This window comes from Aeromonas sp. DSM 116730 (genome assembly GCF_046581335.1).
GTDB classification, from domain to species: Bacteria; Pseudomonadota; Gammaproteobacteria; order Enterobacterales; family Aeromonadaceae; genus Aeromonas; species Aeromonas rivipollensis.
On record NZ_CP144265.1, the window covers coordinates 182,727 to 202,311 of the forward strand.

Consider the following 19,585-nt stretch of genomic DNA (forward strand, 5'->3'; position numbering starts at 1 on the left):
CAATTCAATCCAGTTCAATGCAATTGCGTGCCGGGTTCAAACCAGTCGCGGCGAGAGTTGAGCAGATCCGGGACGGACATGGCCTTCTTGCCGGGCGGTTGCAGGGTCAGCAGACGCAGCACCCCCTTGCCGGTGGCGACGTCGATCCCCTGCTTGTCGGCCTTGAGCAGGGTGCCGGCGCTCTGGCCATGGTCGCTGTCGATGACCTCGGCCTGCCACACCTTGATGGTCTGCTCCGCGGCCTCGAACCAGCTGATGGGCCAGGGGTTGAAGGCGCGAATGCAGCGCTCGATGGCGACGGCCTCCATGGACCAGTCGATGCGCGCCTCTTCCTTGGAGAGCTTCTGGGCATAGTTGGCCAGCGCATCGTCCTGCGCCTCGGCGGTAGTTTCACCGGCGGCCATGGCGTTAAGGGTGTCGACCAGCGCCTGCGGTCCGAGCTCTGCCAGCTTGTCATACAGGCTGGCGGAGGTCTCATCAAAGGCGATGGGGCAGCTCACCTTGCGGATCATGGCGCCGGTATCCAGCCCCACATCCATCTGCATTATGGTGACGCCGGTTTCGGCATCGCCCGCCCAGATGGCGCGCTGTATGGGGGCGGCACCGCGCCAGCGTGGCAGCAGGGAGCCGTGCACGTTGAGGCAGCCGAGGCGCGGGGTGTCGAGCACCGCCTTGGGCAGGATCAGGCCGTAGGCCACCACCACCATGAGATCTGCGCCAAGGGCGGCCAGCTCGGCCTGTGCGGCTTCATTGCGCAGGGATGCCGGCTGGTAGACCGGCAGGCTGTGGGCCAGCGCCAGCTCCTTGACCGGGCTGGCGGTCAGTTTCTGGCCGCGGCCCGCCGGCTTGTCGGGCTGGGTGTAAACGGCGACGACCTCATGGTCGGAAGACAACAACGCCGCCAGATGACGGGCGGCGAAGTCGGGGGTACCGGCAAAAATCAGTTTCAGCTTATTCAATGGGGCAGATCCTCAGAGGACTTTGCGATCTTCACGGGCCATTTTTTCCAGCTTCTGACGGATGCGCTGGCGCTTGAGCGGGGACAAGTAATCCACAAACAGCTTGCCGACCAGATGATCCATCTCATGCTGTATGCAGATAGCGAGCAGATCGTCCGCTTCCAGCTCGAATGGCTTGCCGTGGCGATCCAGCGCCCGGACCTTGACCCACTCGGCACGTGGCACCAGAGCGCGGCTGCCGGGGACCGAGAGGCAACCCTCTTCGATGCCAGTGCTGCCTGACTGCTCAAGGATCTCCGGGTTGATCAGCACCAGCTGATCTTCACGGTCTTCAGAGACGTCGATGACGATGATGCGCTGATGAATGTCGACCTGAGTCGCGGCCAGGCCTATGCCTTCCTCCGCGTACATGGTTTCGAACATATCATCTACAATCTGTTGTAACTCGGGTGTAATGGTCTCGACAGGGGCTGCGACTGTGCGCAGGCGCTCATCGGGGAAACGCAATACATCTAGAATGGCCATAGTTTTTTCTTTAGTTTCATATAAACGCAGTCAATATTGACGTAATTCTAGTCATTTACGTCGACAAAAAACAGCAACACTTTGCGTGCAGAAGTAACAGGGAGTGTTATGCATCTGAAGCAAATCATCCTCGCCTGTCTGGCGACAGCCCTGGCCAATGGTGCCATGGCACAGCAGTTGACGCTGAAATCCGGTTATCCCGAGAGTTATGTGGTGCAGAAGGGGGATACCCTCTGGGATATCTCGGGCCAGTATCTGGCCGAACCCTGGCTCTGGCCACGTCTCTGGAACATCAATCCCCAGATTGCCAACCCACACTGGATTTACCCCGGTGATGTGCTGCAACTGAGCTGGGTCAATGGCGAACCGCGTCTGGGTAAGGCCAGCCAGGGCGGCAAACAGGTCATTCACCTGTCTCCCAAGAATCGCTACGAGAACAAGGCCAACCCCATTCCGACCCTGCCCCTCAGCGAGATAGTGCCCTTCCTGCAAACCGATCACATTCTGGCCGACAGTCAGCAGAGCAAGGACCTGCCCTATGTGCTTGGCAATAACGACAAGCATATCGGCATGCTGGAGGGTGACACCCTCTATGTGCAGGGGGCGCTGAATCCGGGTCAGAGTTACGGCATCTATCGCCCCGGGGTGACTTACAAGGACAAGCTGACCGGTGAGCAGCTCGGCCAGGAGGCTATTTTTGTCGGCACTGTGCGGGCGGAGGATCGCCAGGTCAACAACAGCACCAGAGTCACGCTGACGCACAGCAGGCGCGAGGTGTATCAGGGAGACAAGGTCATCCCGTTACCACCGCAGGAGAGCCTTTCTGCTGTCTTCATGCCAAAGGCGGCGCCGGTGATTTCCCCCGGTTATGTGATAGAGCTGCCGAGCAAGGTACGCGGGGGAGGCAAGTTTGACGTTGTCCTCATCAACAAGGGGCAGCGGGATCAGATTACCCCCGGTGATGTGCTCGAGATCCTGCGTCCGGGGGCCGAGATGGTGGACAAGAATGGCAAGGTCTCGTATCGGGAATATGCTTCCGTCTATGACAAGGCATTCCACTCTGCTGGCAAGTCGTCCCTGCCCGCCGAAGCGGTTGCCAGGGTCATGCTGTTCAAGGTGTATGACAAGCTGAGTTATGGCCTCATCCTGCAGAGCCAGGATCTGGTCAGCTCGGGTTATCAGGTCAGTAACTTCTGACGTGCCACTTCCACTTGGGCGGCTCTCGCTGTGGTTGACGCTGGATACGGTGACCGGCATAGGTCCGGTCACCGCCGCGCGGCTGCTTACGCACTTCGGCGGCGACATCGACGCCCTGTTTGGCTGTGATGATGGCGTGCTGCAATCACTTGGCCTGCAATCGGCCCAAATCCGGCAGCTGAGATGGCCATCACCCCTGGTGGAGCAGGGGTTGAACTGGGCCGCGGCACCTGACAATCACCTGCTTTGCCCGGACAGTCCCGCTTATCCCTCGCTGCTCAAAGAGATCCCCGCCGCCCCCCTGTTGCTCTATTGCCGCGGGGATCTTGCATCCCTTTCTCTGCCACTGCTGGCGATGGTGGGAACCCGTCACCCCACCTATGCAGGCAAGGACAACGCCGCCCGTTTGTGTGCCGAATTGGTGGAGAGCGGTCTGGCGATCACCTCCGGATTGGCGCTGGGCATTGATGGCATCTGTCACCTGCAGGCCTTGGCATCGGGCGGTGTGACGCTGGCGGTGCTGGGCTCCGGGCTTGACTGTCTCTACCCAAAGCGCCACCAGGGCCTGGCGATGCAGATCCTCGAGCACGGCGGCCTGCTTGTTTCCGAGCTGGCGCCGGACCAGGGGCCGCTGGCGGAACATTTCCCTCGTCGTAATCGCATCATCAGTGGCTTGTCGCTGGGCACGCTGGTGGTGGAGGCGGCCGAACAGAGCGGCTCACTCATCACGGCCCGCTACGCGCTGGAGCAGGGCCGGGAGGTCTTTGCCGTCCCAGGTGCGCCGCAAAACACCCAGGCTGCGGGGTGCAATCGCCTGCTTCAACAGGGGGCCAAACTGGTCTTGAATGCGGCAGATGTGATGGAAGAGCTGCCAGCCCTTGTGCCATTAAAGAGGCTGGCGAACCCTTCTCCCGAGCCATTGCATAATAGCGAATTGCCTTATGCCGATTTGTTGGATAACGTAGATTATGAGACCACGAGCGTGGATACCGTTGCCGAGCGGGCCCAGCTTCCTGTCGAAGTGGTATTGGGCAGGTTGGTAGAGCTGGAGCTGGCCGGTGCAGTGATGGCGGTAGCCGGTGGATACGTCAGAGCGAGGAGGGCGAATCATGTTTGATGTATTGATGTACCTTTTCGAGACCTACATCCACAGCGATGCAGATGTGATGGTCGAGCAGGATGAACTCACCGACGAACTTAGCCGGGCCGGTTTCAATCAGGACGAGATTGAGAAGGCACTCAACTGGCTGGAACGACTGGCCAATCTGCATGACAGCGAGCGGGAGGTGTATGTCACCGCCAGCGCGCAAGGTTCGATGCGGATCTACGCCCCGCAAGAGCTGGCTCGCCTCAGTACCGAGTGCCGTGGTTTCCTGCTGTTCCTGGAACAGGCCCAGGTGCTGAACGCCGAAACCCGCGAAATCTGTATCGAACGCTTGCTGGAGCTGGACAAGCCGGATATCGAGCTGGATGACCTGAAGTGGGTCGTCATGATGGTGCTGTTCAACGTACCAGGCAGCGAGAATGCCTACCAGCAGATGGAGGAGCTGGTGTTTGACGAGTCGGATGGTGTCATTCACTGACAGTCTGGTGCCGCGCTGATAGAATTCAGGCCATCTGGATTCCAAGGCGCGGCCCATGTCAAAAATAGATCATCACCTCTTTTCTGCCCACGAACATGCATTCGAGCGCGAACCGTGCCCGCAGTGTGGTGCCGAGCTGGTGATCCGTCAGGGCAAGCATGGCCCCTTCCTGGGCTGCTCGGCCTACCCCTCCTGTGACTACATTCGTTCCCTGACGCCCTCCGGCCGCGACATCGAGAAGGTGCTCGAAGGATCCGCCTGCCCCGATTGTGGCCAGCCGCTGGCGATCAAGAAGGGGCGCTACGGTCTGTTCGTGGGCTGTACCCAGTATCCGGCCTGCCAGCATATCGAGTCCCTGCAGGAGAGCGACGATACCCAGATCCTCTGCCCGGAGTGCGGCAAGGGTCATCTGGTGAGCCGCACCTCTCGCTATGGCAAACAGTTTTACTCCTGCGATGCCTATCCTCACTGCAAGTACGTGGTGAATGACAAGCCTGTTCCCATGCCCTGCCCCGAGTGTGGCTGGGGCATCATGATCGAGAAGAAAGTGAGAGGGAGTCTGCGCTGGGTCTGCCCGCAAAAGAAATGCTGTCATCAGATTGAGCGGGTATAATCCTGCCGCCATGAGCCGGCTGACAGCTTGCTGGCAAGAGGGTGCTTCATCTGGATTTATCATCTTGCTGTGAACCGCCCTTCTACGGCCGTGCCGTTGGGCGCCGATCCCGATGCTGCCGTGCCGCCAGCCTCTTGGTCTGTTCATGTGGCCCGGCATCTCAGGCGTTGCAGTGGCCAATGATGAGCCGAGGCTCTGGTGGCGGGTCAAACGTCCGAATGTACTGAAGAGGTGAGGGCTCCAAGGTGCCCTCATGTCGGTTCAACTTACAACCCAGTGATGAGAGGTGGCAGCTTGGCTGTCGCATTTTTTCTATGCCAAACGAATTTGAACAAGCGATCGCCGCCCTGCACCGCGAAGGGGTGATCGCCTATGCCACCGAGGCCGTCTTTGGCCTGGGATGTGATCCCGACTCCGAGGCTGCGGTTCAGCGCCTTCTGGCCATCAAGCAGCGTCCGGTGGAGAAGGGCCTGATCCTGATTGCCGCCGATCTGACCCAACTGCAGGATTACATCGACCTGAGCCAGCTCAGCAACGAGCAGCTTGCTCGCGTGCAGGCGAGCTGGCCCGGCCCCTTCACCTGGATCATGCCTGCCCGCGCGACCACGCCGACCTGGCTGACCGGACAGTTCGATACCCTGGCGGTGCGCGTCACGGCCCATCCTCAGGTGCAGGCCCTGTGCCGCGCCTTTGGCAAGCCCCTGGTCTCGACCAGTGCCAACCTGACCGGCGAGGAGCCTGCCCGTCGGGTGGCCGATATAGGTGAGCTGCTGGCAAGTCAGCTGGCCCATATCCTGCCTGGGGAAGTCGGTGGACAGGCCAATCCATCCGAGATCAAGGACGCCCGTACCGGCGCCATCATTCGTCCCTCCTGAGGGGGCGCTGATTTGCAGCCATGACGGGCGATGTGCTCATGGCGTGACACCACAATTTAAAATGGACGGGACGATCAAGATCCTGCCTGACTGGAGACAAGATGAGCAAACCGGATGTGGCCCAGGTCAAGGCCTTCCTGCTGCAGTTGCAGGACGAGATCTGCCGGGGACTGGAGCAGGCTGACGGCACCGGACACTTTGTGGAGGATGCCTGGCGCCGCGAAGGCGGTGGTGGCGGCCGCACCCGGGTGCTGCGCCACGGCGCTGTGATCGAGCAGGGTGGGGTTAATTTCTCCCATGTCTATGGCGAGGCCATGCCGGCTTCGGCGACCGCTCATCGCCCCGAACTGGCCGGCCGCAAGTTCGAGGCCATGGGCGTCTCGCTGGTGATCCATCCGCACAACCCCTATGTGCCGACCAGTCATGCCAACGTCCGTTTCTTCATCGCCGAGAAAGAGGGCGAGGCGCCCATCTGGTGGTTTGGCGGCGGCTTTGATTTGACGCCCTTCTATCCGTTTGCCGAGGATGTGCAGCACTGGCACCAGGTCTCCCACGATCTCTGTCAGCCTTTTGGCGACCATATCTACCCCGAGTTCAAGTCCTGGTGCGATCGCTACTTCTTCCTCAAGCATCGCAACGAGACCAGAGGGGTGGGCGGCCTCTTCTTCGATGATCTGAATCGCTGGCCCTTTGCCGACTGCTTCGCCTTCATGCAGGCGGTAGGTCGGGGTTATCTCGATGCCTACCTGCCCATTGTCGAGCAACGCAAGGCGCTGCCCTATGGCGAGCGGGAGCGGGCGTTCCAGCTCTATCGCCGCGGTCGCTACGTGGAGTTCAACCTGGTGTATGACAGGGGCACCCTGTTCGGGTTGCAGACTGGCGGACGTACCGAGTCGATCCTGATGTCGATGCCCCCCCTGGCCCGCTGGGAGTATGACTGGCAGCCGGAGGCGGGCAGCCCCGAGGCGTTGCTCTATACCGACTACCTCACGCCACGAGAGTGGCTGTGACTCGAGGGGCCATGACGGGCCCCTTTTTTTCTGGCCGATATTCGGCTTGTTCCCGACTGAGAAAACCCGTTAAATCGGGTGATCACCCTCTGATGGAACTCTTTGATGGATCGTTATCTGGTTTTTGGCCACCCGGTGCGCCACAGCAAGTCCCCCTTCATTCATACCTTGTTCGCCAGACAGACCCAGCAAGAGCTGGAGTATGGGCTGGCCGAGCCCGCCGTCGACGAGTTTGCCGCTACCTTGCGCAGCTTCTTTGCCCAGGGGGGCAAGGGGTGCAATGTCACAGTGCCTTTCAAGGAACAGGCGTTCGCCCTGGTCGATCGGTTGAGTCCAAGGGCCAAACGGGCGGGAGCGGTCAATACCATCAAGCTGACGGATGATGGTGTGCTGCTGGGGGACAACACAGATGGTGCCGGGCTGGTAGCCGATCTCAAGGCCCATGGGGTGACGCTGGCGGACAGCCGGATCCTGCTGCTGGGGGCCGGTGGGGCAGCTCGCGGTGCGCTGGCGCCGCTGCTGGCGGAGAAGCCGGGCGAGTTGGTCATCGCCAACCGCACTCATGGAAAAGCGCAGCAGCTGGCTGCCGAATTCCAGGATCTGGGAGCGCTCAGTGCCAAGACTTATGAGCAGCTGGCGGGGCCGTTCGATCTCATCATCAATTCCACCTCCGCCAGTCTGCAAGGGGAGTTGCCACCGCTGGCACCGGCCCTGATCCACGCCGATATCGCCATTTACGACATGATGTACGGTGCGACGGACACGGCCTTCATCGGCTGGGCCAAGCAGCATGGCGCTCGTCAGACCATGGACGGGCTCGGCATGCTGGTGGAGCAGGCTGCTGAAGCCTTTACCGTGTGGCGCGGCATCCGGCCTGGCACCAAGCAGGTATTGAGAGAACTGAAGCGCAATCTGGGCACCCTGTAAATCGGTCCGCTTATCAAGCGGGTGAGGAGTGGCACAACCGCGAGTGTGCGCTCCTGCTGACGGGCTGTTGCGATGTCACACCCTATGTCTGAGCAGAATCTCTCTCTTCCTCGGGGGAAAGTGCTCCCCGTGCGTGGGAGAATGAAATTAGCACCATTATAAAAATAAATATAAATCGATAGGTAACAATGGGTTGCGATGATTTCAGGCTAGTGTCGCTCACGTTTATCAAGTTTTTTCTCAAAGCAGCGGAACTTGTGCGAAATGGTGCTGACTAACTAGATAGTTGAGGAAGTGCTAGCTAGTCACCTTTATAACTCCCCGGTATTTATACTGGGGATTTTTTTATCCATTTGAAAAATATAGGAATTTACCTTTCCCGTTTTGGGTGAAACTAAATTACATAAATTACTTTCACTTTCTGCTGCTTTGCTATACAGTTATCGGCGTAGGGTACAGAGGTAAGATGTTCTATCTTTCAGACCTTTTATTTCACGTAATTGAATGTGGCTGAATAGCAGCCCCGATGAGTCATCGTCGGGGTGTTTTTTTATGCGCAGCATTTAGAGTAAATGCTTTAAATTGGGCAATCTTTTGTTAGAATAGGGATGTTTCTTGAGGAAAACCAATCGTCTTTGTTCTCGAGAACTCGCTTTTTCCCAATTTTTTGAACTCATTTCTTCAGGCCGGTCCGCGACAGCGAGACTGGCCTCATTTTTATCCCTTCCTATTCCTTTCTTGTAATAAATTTTCAGTTTTGTTGATGTTCGGCATTATTCCCGGTTTGTTTGGTGGGATTGATGAAAACGGTGTCAAAGAGAGTGAAAGTTAATTCTCACAGCAGCCTAACGTTCTATCTGTCTGATCAAAAAGACTTATAAGCGATAGGGATGGGTTGTAACAGAGGTTGTAACAGAAGGGGACGCGGGACAGGCCCAGGCAGGGAAAAACTGAAAGTCTTTCAATCAGCGGAGGGCCAACTCCGCTCATTGCAGCAAGAAGAGGAGCGATTTACTCCTCGATCTGGTGGTCTTCTTCTGTGTCGATCGAAGCGGTTTCGGCATTGGACAGATACCAGCCGCTCAGGGTCTGGGCCAACTTCTCGACGCCTATGTTGTTGAGGGAGGAGAAGGCCTCAACCTGGATCTGCGGACCCAGCTCGGCTACTGCCTGGCGCACCTTGATCACCTGGTTGTTGCGGGGGCCCGGGCTCAGCTTGTCTGCCTTGGTCAGCAGCAGCATCACCGGCAGCTCGCGGTGTGAGCTCCACTCCAGCATGTTCATGTCGGTCTCTTTGAGCGGATGGCGAATGTCCATCAGGATCACCAGACCTTTCAAGGATTCGCGGCGCTGCAGGTATTCAGCCAGTGACTTTTGCCACTTGAGCTTCATTTCCAGCGGAACCTGCGCATAACCGTAGCCCGGCAAGTCGACCAGGCGCTTGCCCGGTTCCAGTTCAAACAGGTTGATCAGCTGGGTACGGCCCGGTGTCTTACTGGTCCGTGCCAGGTTCTTGTGTTTGGTCAAGGTATTCAATGCAGATGATTTACCGGCGTTGGAACGCCCGGCAAACGCAATCTCGACACCCCCATCATTTGGCAGGTGGCGGATGTCGGGTGCGCTGGTCACAAAATGCACCTTATTGAAATTCAGAGTTTGTGTATCCAACGTAAATTCCCCATAGAGATAGAGGGTTATAGAGTTACTTTTTTGTGAAATCGTGTAAAATGGCGTCGTTTAAACGCGTTTATTTTAACATGCCTTCGGCGGCATGGGATCTGGAAGTCTAATAACGAGAAAGTTGGAACGCCATGAAGAACCTAGTCATTACACTTGCTCTGATGGTTGGCGTAACTGGGATGGCACAAGCCAAGGGCGATGCCGCTGCGGGACAAACCAAGGCTGCCGTCTGTGCGGCCTGTCATGGACCGGACGGCAACAGCCCAGTCGACATGTATCCCAAGATTGCTGGTCAGCACGCATCATATATCAAAAAACAATTAGTTGAACTGAAGGCTGCAGCTTCTGGCCAAACTGGTCGGGTTGCTCCCATCATGGGACCCATGGCGTTGCCTCTGTCCGATCAGGATATGGACGACCTGGCGGCCTACTTCTCCAGCCAGAAGGTGACTCCGGTTGCCGTGCCCGATGACGTGGTTGCCGCAGGCAAGGCGCTCTATATGGGAGGCGACATGGAACGTGGCCTGGCTGCCTGTACCGCCTGCCATGGTCCGCGCGGTTCCGGCGTCGAGCAGGCCAAGTATCCCAGCTTGTCGGGGCAGCACCCTGCGTATATCAAGGCGCAGCTCACCGCCTTCCGTGCGGCAGCCCGTGACAATGATCCCAGTGGCATGATGCGGGATGTGGCCAAGAAGCTGACGGATCAGGATATCGAAGCCCTCTCCAAATACGTGGCGGGTTTGCACTGATAAGGTCCTGAATCTATCTTGTTGAAAAGAGCAGGGAACTATAAAGGTTCCCTGTTCTTTTTTGGGGCTTCTGGCGCAGTGCCTGCAAATGCCCTGCATTGTTGTAAGAGATCCCCCATTTCCGAGTCCGGTCGGGGCTGAAACAACGTTCAGCCTTCGATGCGGAAGCTATAACTTTCAATATGTTAAAAATGAGATGGCCACTTATCTTCATTTGAAAGCATACCGGGTGGATTGAGCCCGACTGCGAAATTGTTACAGTGAGCTCATGGAATGACCTGGCGAGCTGTTGACGTTCGGGTTGGACAGGGAGTCGGCTCAGCAGGCAAGTGATGAGCAAGAGAGTCAGAGACCAGGATGGTGACCGCCAGGGATGAGCGGGGCTGCGGGAGGCAACCACCCCAGAAAGACGACCGGATGTTGTCCGCATGGGTTAGACAAGCACACGCACATTCAGGATCGAGCAACAAGGGTCAGGAAGACCTAACGACATGATGCGCAGAGGTACGCCCAGGGATAAGGCGATTTGCAGCCAGGGAATGGGACTCGCATGACAGGATCAAGGCAGCTTCGGCTGCCTTTTTTCTGTTGGGTCATTAACCCGCCAAGGCATTCTGTGTCAAAATACCAGCAACATGCCCAGAGGATGCCGATCCTGCGGTGTTCAGCGACCGAATATGGTCGAATTGGTGCGGGATCCCACTCTTGTTCCAGATTTACTGTTCCCCACTTCAGCATCCTCCCCGGACGAAACAATCCCGGGGGTTTCAATCCAGTTATTTGTCGGAGTCATTCATGTCGGCCAAACAACCCACCCGCAAGCCTACCGGCAAGCGCAAAGAATCAGATGCCAGTGCCCTGGAAGGTCGTGAGCGCAAACGCGCCGCCAAGCGCAAGGGCTTGAAGGCGGGCTCCCGTCAGCAGGTCGAGCAAGGCAACAAGGGCGGTAGTGGCAAGCAGGCCAAGGATCCGCGCATCGGCTCCCGCAAGCCGGTCGTGCTGATCGTGGAAGAGAAGAAGTCCCAGTCCGTGGTGACCAAACCACAAAAAGAGAAGAAGTTGGTGATGACGCCCGAGCAGGAGCTGGCCTCCATCGAGAATGATGATCGCCTGAACGATCTGCTGGATCGACTGGATGCCGGCGAAACTCTGGAAGCGGCCGAGCAGGCCTGGGTCGATCAGCGCGTCGATCGCTATCAGGAGCTGATGGACGAGCTCGGCATCATAGACACCGACGAAGATGACGACGGTGATTTTGACGACGTCGAGTATGAAGAGCCAAGACAGCCTGCCTCCGAGGAAGAGCTGTGGGAGCGTTTCAGCCAGGTTGACTATCAGCCCGAACCCAAGCCCGAGCCGAAGAAGAAGTGATGAGTGGATGGATGCTGGCCGCCCTGCTGGGGGGCCTTGTCTTGCTGGGGCTGGCTGTCTATGCCGGCACCCTGCTGGCGCGTCTCAAGCGTCAGCACGACATGCAGCGACAGGCCATCGCGGCCCGCAACGAGCGCATCCTCGACAGCGTCAGGGTGATCGCCCATGCGGTACGGGATGGTCAGTGCGACTACTCGGAGGGGGCCATCCGGCTGACCAACCTGCTGGATGCCTTGCAGATCAAGGGAGGGCGAGCTTTCGCCAATGAATTCCCCGGTCTCTATGGCCTCTACGAGAAGGTGAAGGAGATGCCGACTCACGAGGCGAGGCGAGCCCTCAAGCGCAACGAAGTGATGAAGATGGATCTCGAACGCAGCGGCTACGAGGCCGAGCTGGAGGCGCAGATCCTCAAGGATGTCGCCCGACTGAAGGACTTTCAGCTAAGCCGGTGAGCCCTGGATAACAAAGAAAGAGGAAGCAAGCGTGCAAGCAGAACAGATTGTGTGGGATCAGGCCCTGATCGAAAAATATAACTACAGCGGCCCGCGTTACACCTCCTATCCCACCGCGCTGGAGTTCAACGAGGGCTTCGGTTATCCGGACTTCGTCCAGGCCGCGGGCCAATATCCGGCGCGCAATCTGTCGCTCTACGTGCACATCCCCTTCTGCCACAAGCTTTGCTACTACTGCGGCTGCAACAAGGTGATCACCCGTCACCAGCACAAGGCCGATCAATACCTCGATTACCTCGAGCAGGAGATCAAGGCGCAGGCCCCCCTGTTCAAGGACCGGCTGGTGACCCAGCTGCACTGGGGCGGCGGCACCCCCACCTATCTGAACGAAGGGCAGACCCGTCGCCTGATGGCCATCTTGCGCGAGCATTTCCGGTTCGCGGACGAAGGCGAGATCAGCATAGAGGTGGACCCGCGGGAGATCGAACTCTCCATGCTGGATGTGCTGCGGGAGCTGGGCTTCAACCGCATCAGCCTCGGCGTGCAGGATTTCAACAAGGCGGTCCAGGTCGCGGTCAATCGCGAGCAGGACAACGACTTCATCCGTGCCATGCTGGAGCGCGCCCGGGCATTGGGGTTCCGCTCCACCAATCTCGACCTCATCTATGGCCTGCCGCACCAGAACCGGGAGAGCTTCCACCATACCCTGGAGGAAGTGCTCAAGACGGATCCGGCCCGCCTCTCCATCTTCAACTATGCCCATCTGCCGAGCCGCTTCGCCGCCCAGCACAAGCTGAAGGAGGAAGACATGCCGGCCCCCCGGGAGAAGCTGGCCATGCTGCAGGACACCATCGCCTTCCTCACCGGTCAGGGTTATCAGTTCATCGGCATGGATCACTTCGCCAAGCCCGATGACGAGCTGGCGGTGGCCCAGCGCGAGGGCAAGCTGCACCGCAACTTCCAGGGCTACACCACCCAGGGGGATTGCGATCTGCTGGGGCTGGGGGTCTCTTCCATCAGCATGATGGGGGATGCCTACTCCCAGAATCAGAAGGATCTCAAAACCTATTACGCTCAGGTGGAGACGCTCGGCCACGCCCAGTGGAAGGGGTGCTCCCTCAACCGGGATGACCTGATCCGCCGCGAGGTGATCAAGCGCCTTATCTGCGACTTCTCCCTGAACTTCGCCGCCGTCGAGCAGGCCCATGGCCTGGTCTTCCGGGAGTACTTCGCCGAGGATCTCAAGCTGCTGCAGACCTTCATCGACGATGGCCTGGTGCGCATGACAGACGACGGGCTTGAGGTGGTCTCCACCGGTCAGCTGCTCATTCGCAACATCTGCATGTGCTTCGATGTCTACCTGCGCAGCAAGGCGCGCCAGCAGCAGTTCTCCCGGGTGATCTGAGCCGTCGCCCAGCGTTGAACATAAAAAAAACCGCCTCGGCGGTTTTTTTTATTGGGTTTGCTTGCACTCAGCGTTGGGCTGCGCGGGCGTTCAGTTCGGCTTTCTCGCCATCGCTCAGGAAGGCCAGGGTCAGGCCGTTCTGCTGGGCGGTGCGGATCTCGCTCGCCGTCATGCCGGCGGCCGGGGCGGCCACCTCGTATTCGTGGGGCAGGTCAATGCCTTCCACTGCGGGGTCGTCGGTGTTGAGGCAGGCCAGCACGCCGGCGGCCAGGAACTGGCGGATCGGGTGCTCGGTCAGGCTGGCGACAGTGGTGGTCTGGATGTTGGAGGTGAGGCAGGACTCGATGCCGATGCGGTGCTCCGCCAGATAGGCCATCAGGGCCGGATCCTGGACGGCCTTGACACCGTGGCCGATACGCTCGGCGCCCAGATCGCGAATGGCTTGCCACATGCTCTCGGGGCCCGCCGCTTCACCGGCGTGCACGGTGACGCGCATGCCGGCATCCCGCACCTTGCGGAAGTGATCGGTGAAGAGTTCCCCCGGGAAGCCCAGCTCGTCACCGGCCAGATCGATGGCGACCAGCTTGTCGCGATGGGCCAGACAGGCGGCCAGCTCCTTGTTGCACTGCTCGGTGCCGAAGGTGCGGCTCATGATACCGATCAGATTGGTTTTGATGCCAAAGTCGCGGCTGCCGGCGGTCACGCCGTCGATGATGGCTTCCACCACACCCTGCGGATGCAGCTTGTGGGCCATCGCCATGTAGGCGGGGCTGAAGCGCAGCTCGGCATAGTCGATGCCGGCGCGCAGCAGATCTTCCACGTTTTCGTAGGCGACCCGGCGGCAGGCGTCGTAATCGGCCAGCACGGCCACGCCCCAGTCCAGCTTCTTCAGGAAGGCCACCAGACTCGGCTCGTTCTCGACGATCTGCACGTGGGGGCGCAGGGCTTCCAGCTCATCGGCTGGCAGCTGGATGTTGTGCAGGCGACCCAGCTCGAGAATGGTCTGCGGACGGATGTTGCCATCCAGATGGCGGTGCAGGTCGGTCAGGGGGAGGGATCTGTCAATCATGATGGCGCCTTCTGCGAGTCGGGTTGGAAAGCCTGTCATTCTAGGCGGGGATCTTGAAAAAGATACCCCGTTTGCAGGCAAACGGGGTCTGATTGGTCAGGCTTTCCCTCAAGGCGTGATGGGAATCGTTTTTCCCGAAGACTCAGGGAATGTCGAGTTCCTTGAGCTTGCGGGTCAGGGTATTGCGACCCCAGCCGAGCAGGCGGGCGGCCTCCTGCTTGTGGCCATGGGTGTGCTCCAGCGCCGTCTCCAGCATGATCCGCTCGAACTGGGGCATGGCGTCGGCCAGGATGTCGGTCTCCCCAAGCGCCAGCTTGGCGGCCACCCAGTCCTGCAGTTGTTGCTGCCAGCCACCGGTCAGCGCGGGCTGACCCGGCTCCGCCGTGCTGGTGATGGGGGTCAGCAGCTCGGTGGGCAGATCGCCGACCAGCACCTCCTGACCCGAGGCCATCACGGTCAACCAGCGGCAGACGTTCTCCAGCTGGCGCACGTTGCCGGGCCAGGGCAGGCGGCTGATGTAGGTCTGGGTATCCGGGTGCAGGCTCTTGGCCTCCACATTCAGCTCCTTGGCGGCCCTCAGCAGGAAGTGTTGGGCCAGCTGGGGTATGTCCTCCCGTCGCTCCTTGAGGGCGGGGATATGGATACGGATGACGTTGAGGCGGTGGAACAGGTCTTCGCGAAACTCGCCGTCGGCGACCCGTTTCTCCAGATTCTGGTGGGTGGCGGCGATGATCCGCACGTCCACCTGCACCGGTTGATGGCCGCCGACCCGGTAGAACTGGCCATCGGCCAGCACCCGCAGCAGCCGGGTCTGGACGTCGAGGGGCATGTCGCCTATTTCGTCGAGAAACAGGGTGCCGCCGTCGGCCTGCTCGAAACGGCCGTGGCGGATGTTGTTGGCGCCGGTGAAGGCCCCTTTCTCATGGCCGAATAGTTCGGATTCGATGAGATCCTTCGGGATGGCGGCCATGTTGAGGGCGATGAAATTCTTGTGGGCGCGCGGGCTGTGCTTGTGCAGGGCATGGGCGACCAGCTCCTTGCCGGTGCCGCTCTGGCCGTTGATCAGCACCGAGATGCTGGAGCGGGACAGTCGGCCTATGGCGCGAAACACCTCCTGCATGGCGGGGGCCTCACCGATGATCTCCGGGGTGGTGGTGGCCTCCTGCTGGCGAGCCTTGCGCTTGGTGCGCTGCTCTTTCAGATGATTCTCGGCGCGGCGCACCAGGGTGACCGCCTCGTCGATGTCGAACGGCTTGGGCAGGTATTCGAAGGCGCCGCGCTGGTAGGCGTTGACCGCGCTGTCGAGATCCGAGTGCGCCGTCATGATGATGATGGGCAGATCGGCCTGGCGGCGGTGGATTTGCTCCAGCAGGCTCAGGCCGTCGATGCCCGGCATGCGGATATCGGAGAGGATCACGTCCGGCGAGCGCATCTCCAGCGAGCTCAGCAGGGCTTCGCCGTCGGCAAAGCTCTCGCATTCGAAGCCTTCGCTACCAAGGGTGCGCTCCAGGACCCACCGGATGGAGCTGTCGTCATCGACGATCCACACTTTTGCTGTCATGAGGTTCCCTTACTTGCGAAGTGGTAGGTAGATGGTGAATTCGGTGTGGCCGGGCCAGCTGATGCAGTCGATGCGTCCCTTGTGCTGATCGATCAGGTTCTGGGCGATGGAGAGGCCGAGGCCTGTGCCCCCCTCCTTGCCGGTGATCATGGGGTAGAAGAGGGTGTCGCGAATGGCATCGGGAATGCCGGGGCCGTTGTCGATGATCTTGATTTCGGCGGCCAGGCGGTAGCGCTGGCCGTGGATGGTGATCTGGAAGGCGGTGCGGGTCTTGATGCGGATGAGCCCGGTCTGATCACCGAGAGCCTCGGCGGCATTGCGGACTATGTTGAGAAACGCCTGCTGCAGCTGGTCCGGCTCCATCTCGAACTCGGGAATGCTGGGGTCGTAGTCCCGCTCGATGCGGATCTGGGGCGGCAGCTCCAGGTCTACCAGGCGGCGCACCTGCTCCAGCACCGAATGCACATTGTGCATCTGATGGCGTCCCGGCCGCTGGGGGCCGAGCAGACGGTCGACCAGTACCCGAAGGCGATCAGCCTGCTCTATGATGATGCCGGTGTATTCACGCAGGGCCGGGTCTGGCAGCTCTTTTTGCAGCAACTGGGCCGCGCCGCGCAGACCCCCGAGGGGGTTCTTTATCTCGTGAGCCAGCCCGCGCACCAGCTCCTTGGCGGCTTGCTGCTGGGCATGCTGCTGCAGCTCCTGGCTGATTTTCTTCTGCTGATCGATTTTGCGCAGCTCCACCACCATCAGCCGCTGCTCGTGGTCGGCCATGGGGCTCACGCTTATCTCCACCAGCCTGGGCTCTCCCTCCACCACCAGGGTGACTTCGCTGTCGGTGAAGCCCTGCCCCGAAATGAGGCACTGCTTGAATCGTTGCAGGTCGAGGGAGATGTGCTCCAGCAGATGGGGCAGTTCGATCCCGATCAGTCGCCGTTCGCTGAGGGAAAGCAGCTGTTCGGCCGCCGGGTTGACGAATTGAATGCAGAGCCGCTCATCCATCAGGATGACGGCGGTCAGCAGGTTGTCCAAGAGTGTCTTGGCGTGATCCGAGCGGGTTGGCACAGGTTTCTCCCTAAAACGGTGCTTTACACCTGTTGTGCACCGATATGGTGCATTGAGTTTACCCGCATCGGTGCGTCACATCACCCCTAATTGGCCTTGGGGGTGGCTTTGGGAGCCGGATTCACAGTCGTTCTATGCAGGTAAAAGGTGGCTGCTTTGGATTTAGCAAGGATCGTACCGTCTTTGGTGAGCAGCTCGAGCCGCGCCTCGTAGGCGCCGCGAGGGAGGTTCTCAACCCGGATGGCCAGGCTGTTGTGAACGAGGGGAATGGCCTTGTCGTTCAGCAGCAGGCGCACGTCATATTGCACTGGTGCCTGGGGATGGACCTGTGCCTGGAAGACGATGTTGCCCGTGTTGTCGCGCAATGTGCTGCCCGGCTCGGGGGAGAGCAGTTCTATCTCCAGGGGGGCTGCTTCCTGGGCCTTCCTGGCATCGACACCGGTCAGGCTGTTGAAGTCATCGACCTGGACCGAATGGGGCGAGGTGCCGATGAGGGGGGAGACCCGCAGGTCTAACTCCCTGGCGTTCTTGCCGGGGGGAGGGGCGTCGGTGTAATGGGTCACCCCTTGAGGGTCGACCCAGGAATAGACTCTGGCCGCCTGGGCGGTGCAGGAGATCATCAGCAAGAGGCCCAGCGTCCATGTCGGGTGTACTGTTTTCATCCATCTCTCCTTGACGGGGTTCACCTTAATCCTATCAGAGAAAAAAATGTCGGGTTTATTGTCGGATCGGCGGTGAAAAATGGGTTCGCCGAGCCCTAGCACCATGCTGCGTGAGGCAATGAGTCATGATATTTCAGTCCCTTAGATAAAAAACCCGCCAGATGGCGGGTTTGTCATGATGAAGCAATGGGCACCGGATTAGACGGAGTAGTACAGCTCGAACTCCAGCGGGTGCGGGGTCATGCGGACACGATCCACGTCATGCTGCTTCAGCTCCAGGTAGGAGTTGATGAAGTCGTCGCTGAAGACGCCGCCACGGGTCAGGAACTCGCGGTCTGCATCAAGTGCGGACAGGGCCTCGTCTAGGGAACCGGCAACGGTCGGCACTTCTGCGGCTTCTTCCGGCGGCAGGTCATACAAGTTCTTGTCCATGGCATCGCCCGGATGGATCTTGTTGATGATGCCGTCCAGACCGGCCATCAGCTGGGCAGCGAAGGCCAGGTAGGGGTTGGCAGCCGGATCCGGGAAGCGCACTTCGATGCGGCGTGCTTTCGGGCTCGGCACCACAGGGATACGGATGGAGGCAGAGCGGTTGCGGGCGGAGTAGGCCAGCATGACGGGGGCTTCATAGCCCGGCACCAGACGCTTGTAGGAGTTGGTGGTCGGGTTGGCGAAGGCGTTGATGGCCTTGGCGTGCTTGATGATGCCGCCGATGTAGTGCAGCGCCATCTCGGACAGACCGCCATACAGGTCGCCGGCGAACAGGTTGACGCCGTTCTTGGCCAGGGACTGGTGGCAGTGCATGCCGGAGCCGTTGTCACCGAACATGGGTTTCGGCATGAAGGTGACTGTCTTGTTGTAGGCGTGGGCCACGTTGTGGATCACGTACTTCAGCACCTGCACTTCGTCAGCTTTCAGGGTAAGGGTGTTGAAGCGGGTTGCGATCTCGTTCTGACCGGCAGTGGCCACTTCGTGGTGGTGAGCTTCAACGACCTGGCCCATCTCTTCCAGCACCAGACACATGGCGGCACGGATGTCCTGGGAGGAGTCAACCGGCGCAACCGGGAAGTAACCACCCTTGACGAAGGGACGGTGACCCTTGTTGCCGTGCTCGTACTCGGTACCCGAGTTCCAGGCAGCTTCTTCGGATTCGATCTTCACGAAGCTGTGGCCCATGGTGTTGGAGAAGGTGATGTTGTCGAACATGAAGAATTCCGGCTCCGGCCCGAACAGCACGGTGTCAGCGATGCCGCTGGCTTTCAGGAAATCTTCGGCACGCTTGGCGATGGAGCGCGGATCGCGGTCATAGCCTTGCATGGTGGCGGGTTCAAGCACGTCACAGACGATGTTCAGCGTGGTCTCTTCGGTGAACGGGTCCAGTTTGGCGGAGGCCGGATCCGGCATCAGCACCATGTCAGACTCGTTGATGCCCTTCCAGCCGCCGATGGAGGAGCCATCGAACATCTTGCCGTCTTCGAAGAAGTCTTCGTCGACCTGGTGGGAAGGAATGGATACGTGCTGCTCTTTACCCTTGGTGTCGGTAAAACGCAGATCAACAAACTTGACTTCGTGTTCCTGGATCAGGGCCAAAACGTTCTGGGCTGACATGCTAAGTAACCTCCGGTGTTAAAACTCTTTGGGTGAATGCGTCATCACATTCACATAAGCCAGTATCGTGCCAAGTTTGTGACAGCTTGATTTCAGTGCATTTGCACCCTTTCAGGCTGTCGGGACTCCCGCTTTCATGCTTGGCTGCGCCTCAAAGTGGTGCAACCTTGGATCGTTTTGGTGCACCAGGATGGTGCGCCAACGTGTCAAGACCATCTAAGCAGGCTTTTGGTGCGGGGTCCATGATCCAGATCCCCTGTCGTACACGAATGGT

19 protein-coding genes are annotated in these 19,585 nt (G+C 59.4%); 11 read left to right on the top strand and 8 right to left on the bottom strand.

Annotated elements, in window-relative coordinates; genetic code table 11:
• Positions 1-14: 14 nt before the first annotated feature.
• Both fmt and def read right to left on the bottom strand, forming a co-directional pair.
• Positions 15-959 (bottom strand): methionyl-tRNA formyltransferase, encoded by a 945-nt coding sequence (fmt, locus tag Aeroheme_RS00870; RefSeq protein ID WP_411166536.1) that lies wholly within the window; start codon positions 957-959, stop codon positions 15-17.
• A gap of 12 nt (positions 960-971) precedes the next feature.
• Positions 972-1,484, bottom strand: coding sequence for a peptide deformylase (gene def / locus Aeroheme_RS00875; RefSeq protein ID WP_025325337.1), 513 nt, complete (start codon positions 1,482-1,484; stop codon positions 972-974).
• A 108-nt stretch (positions 1,485-1,592) separates the two neighbouring features.
• Here def and Aeroheme_RS00880 point away from each other — a divergent pair, with 108 nt between their 5' ends.
• From Aeroheme_RS00880 to aroE, 7 genes are all read left to right on the top strand, one after another.
• Entirely contained in the window at positions 1,593-2,681 is a 1,089-nt protein-coding gene (locus Aeroheme_RS00880) for a LysM peptidoglycan-binding domain-containing protein (protein ID WP_411166537.1), read from the top strand.
• A gap of 1 nt (position 2,682) precedes the next feature.
• Positions 2,683-3,798, top strand: coding sequence for a DNA-processing protein DprA (gene dprA / locus Aeroheme_RS00885; protein ID WP_411166538.1), 1,116 nt, complete (start codon positions 2,683-2,685; stop codon positions 3,796-3,798).
• Positions 3,791-4,264, top strand: coding sequence for a DUF494 family protein (locus tag Aeroheme_RS00890; RefSeq protein WP_025325340.1), 474 nt, complete (start codon positions 3,791-3,793; stop codon positions 4,262-4,264). The genes dprA and Aeroheme_RS00890 overlap by 8 nt, the downstream gene beginning before the upstream one ends.
• Before the next feature lie 55 nt (positions 4,265-4,319).
• Entirely contained in the window at positions 4,320-4,877 is a 558-nt protein-coding gene (locus tag Aeroheme_RS00895) for a type I DNA topoisomerase (RefSeq protein WP_139745007.1), read from the top strand.
• Positions 4,878-5,191: 314 nt separating this feature from the next.
• Positions 5,192-5,752, top strand: coding sequence for a Sua5/YciO/YrdC/YwlC family protein (locus tag Aeroheme_RS00900; RefSeq protein ID WP_111911649.1), 561 nt, complete (start codon positions 5,192-5,194; stop codon positions 5,750-5,752).
• A gap of 101 nt (positions 5,753-5,853) precedes the next feature.
• Positions 5,854-6,762, top strand: coding sequence for an oxygen-dependent coproporphyrinogen oxidase (gene hemF / locus Aeroheme_RS00905; RefSeq protein WP_411166539.1), 909 nt, complete (start codon positions 5,854-5,856; stop codon positions 6,760-6,762).
• A gap of 105 nt (positions 6,763-6,867) precedes the next feature.
• Entirely contained in the window at positions 6,868-7,689 is an 822-nt protein-coding gene (gene aroE, locus Aeroheme_RS00910) for a shikimate dehydrogenase (RefSeq protein ID WP_411166540.1), read from the top strand.
• 1,011 nt (positions 7,690-8,700) lie between these two features.
• On the opposite strand, the gene yihA is transcribed toward aroE, so the two are convergent.
• The gene (gene yihA, locus Aeroheme_RS00915; protein ID WP_106885262.1) at positions 8,701-9,357 is read right to left on the bottom strand and encodes a ribosome biogenesis GTP-binding protein YihA/YsxC; all 657 of its coding nucleotides are present in this window, start codon (positions 9,355-9,357) and stop codon (positions 8,701-8,703) included.
• A gap of 143 nt (positions 9,358-9,500) precedes the next feature.
• Here yihA and Aeroheme_RS00920 point away from each other — a divergent pair, with 143 nt between their 5' ends.
• The 4 genes from Aeroheme_RS00920 (at position 9,501) to hemN (ending at position 13,346) form a co-directional block, all read left to right on the top strand.
• Complete coding sequence (locus Aeroheme_RS00920) at positions 9,501-10,118, top strand: c-type cytochrome (protein ID WP_411166541.1); 618 nt, start codon at positions 9,501-9,503, stop codon at positions 10,116-10,118.
• Positions 10,119-10,913: 795 nt separating this feature from the next.
• On the top strand, positions 10,914-11,489 hold the full coding sequence (gene yihI / locus Aeroheme_RS00925; RefSeq protein ID WP_106885261.1) for a Der GTPase-activating protein YihI: 576 nt from the start codon (positions 10,914-10,916) through the stop codon (positions 11,487-11,489).
• An 11-nt stretch (positions 11,490-11,500) separates the two neighbouring features.
• Positions 11,501-11,941, top strand: coding sequence for a DUF2489 domain-containing protein (locus tag Aeroheme_RS00930; RefSeq protein WP_111911641.1), 441 nt, complete (start codon positions 11,501-11,503; stop codon positions 11,939-11,941).
• A gap of 31 nt (positions 11,942-11,972) precedes the next feature.
• Positions 11,973-13,346 (top strand): oxygen-independent coproporphyrinogen III oxidase, encoded by a 1,374-nt coding sequence (hemN, locus tag Aeroheme_RS00935; protein ID WP_411166542.1) that lies wholly within the window; start codon positions 11,973-11,975, stop codon positions 13,344-13,346.
• A 67-nt stretch (positions 13,347-13,413) separates the two neighbouring features.
• On the opposite strand, the gene add is transcribed toward hemN, so the two are convergent.
• The 5 genes from add to glnA all read right to left on the bottom strand — a co-directional run bounded on the left by add (position 13,414) and on the right by glnA (position 19,311).
• Positions 13,414-14,415 carry an adenosine deaminase gene (gene add / locus Aeroheme_RS00940; RefSeq protein WP_163148937.1) on the bottom strand — a complete coding sequence of 334 codons (1,002 nt, stop codon included), beginning with the start codon at positions 14,413-14,415 and terminating at the stop codon, positions 13,414-13,416.
• 142 nt (positions 14,416-14,557) lie between these two features.
• Positions 14,558-15,976 (bottom strand): nitrogen regulation protein NR(I), encoded by a 1,419-nt coding sequence (gene glnG / locus Aeroheme_RS00945; RefSeq protein WP_106885257.1) that lies wholly within the window; start codon positions 15,974-15,976, stop codon positions 14,558-14,560.
• A gap of 9 nt (positions 15,977-15,985) precedes the next feature.
• Complete coding sequence (gene glnL / locus Aeroheme_RS00950; protein ID WP_041206667.1) at positions 15,986-17,041, bottom strand: nitrogen regulation protein NR(II); 1,056 nt, start codon at positions 17,039-17,041, stop codon at positions 15,986-15,988.
• 86 nt (positions 17,042-17,127) lie between these two features.
• The gene (locus Aeroheme_RS00955) at positions 17,128-17,703 is read right to left on the bottom strand and encodes a DUF4124 domain-containing protein (protein ID WP_106885256.1); all 576 of its coding nucleotides are present in this window, start codon (positions 17,701-17,703) and stop codon (positions 17,128-17,130) included.
• Between the two features lie 198 nt (positions 17,704-17,901).
• On the bottom strand, positions 17,902-19,311 hold the full coding sequence (glnA, locus tag Aeroheme_RS00960) for a glutamate--ammonia ligase (RefSeq protein ID WP_025325354.1): 1,410 nt from the start codon (positions 19,309-19,311) through the stop codon (positions 17,902-17,904).
• Between the last annotated feature and the right edge of the window lie 274 nt (positions 19,312-19,585).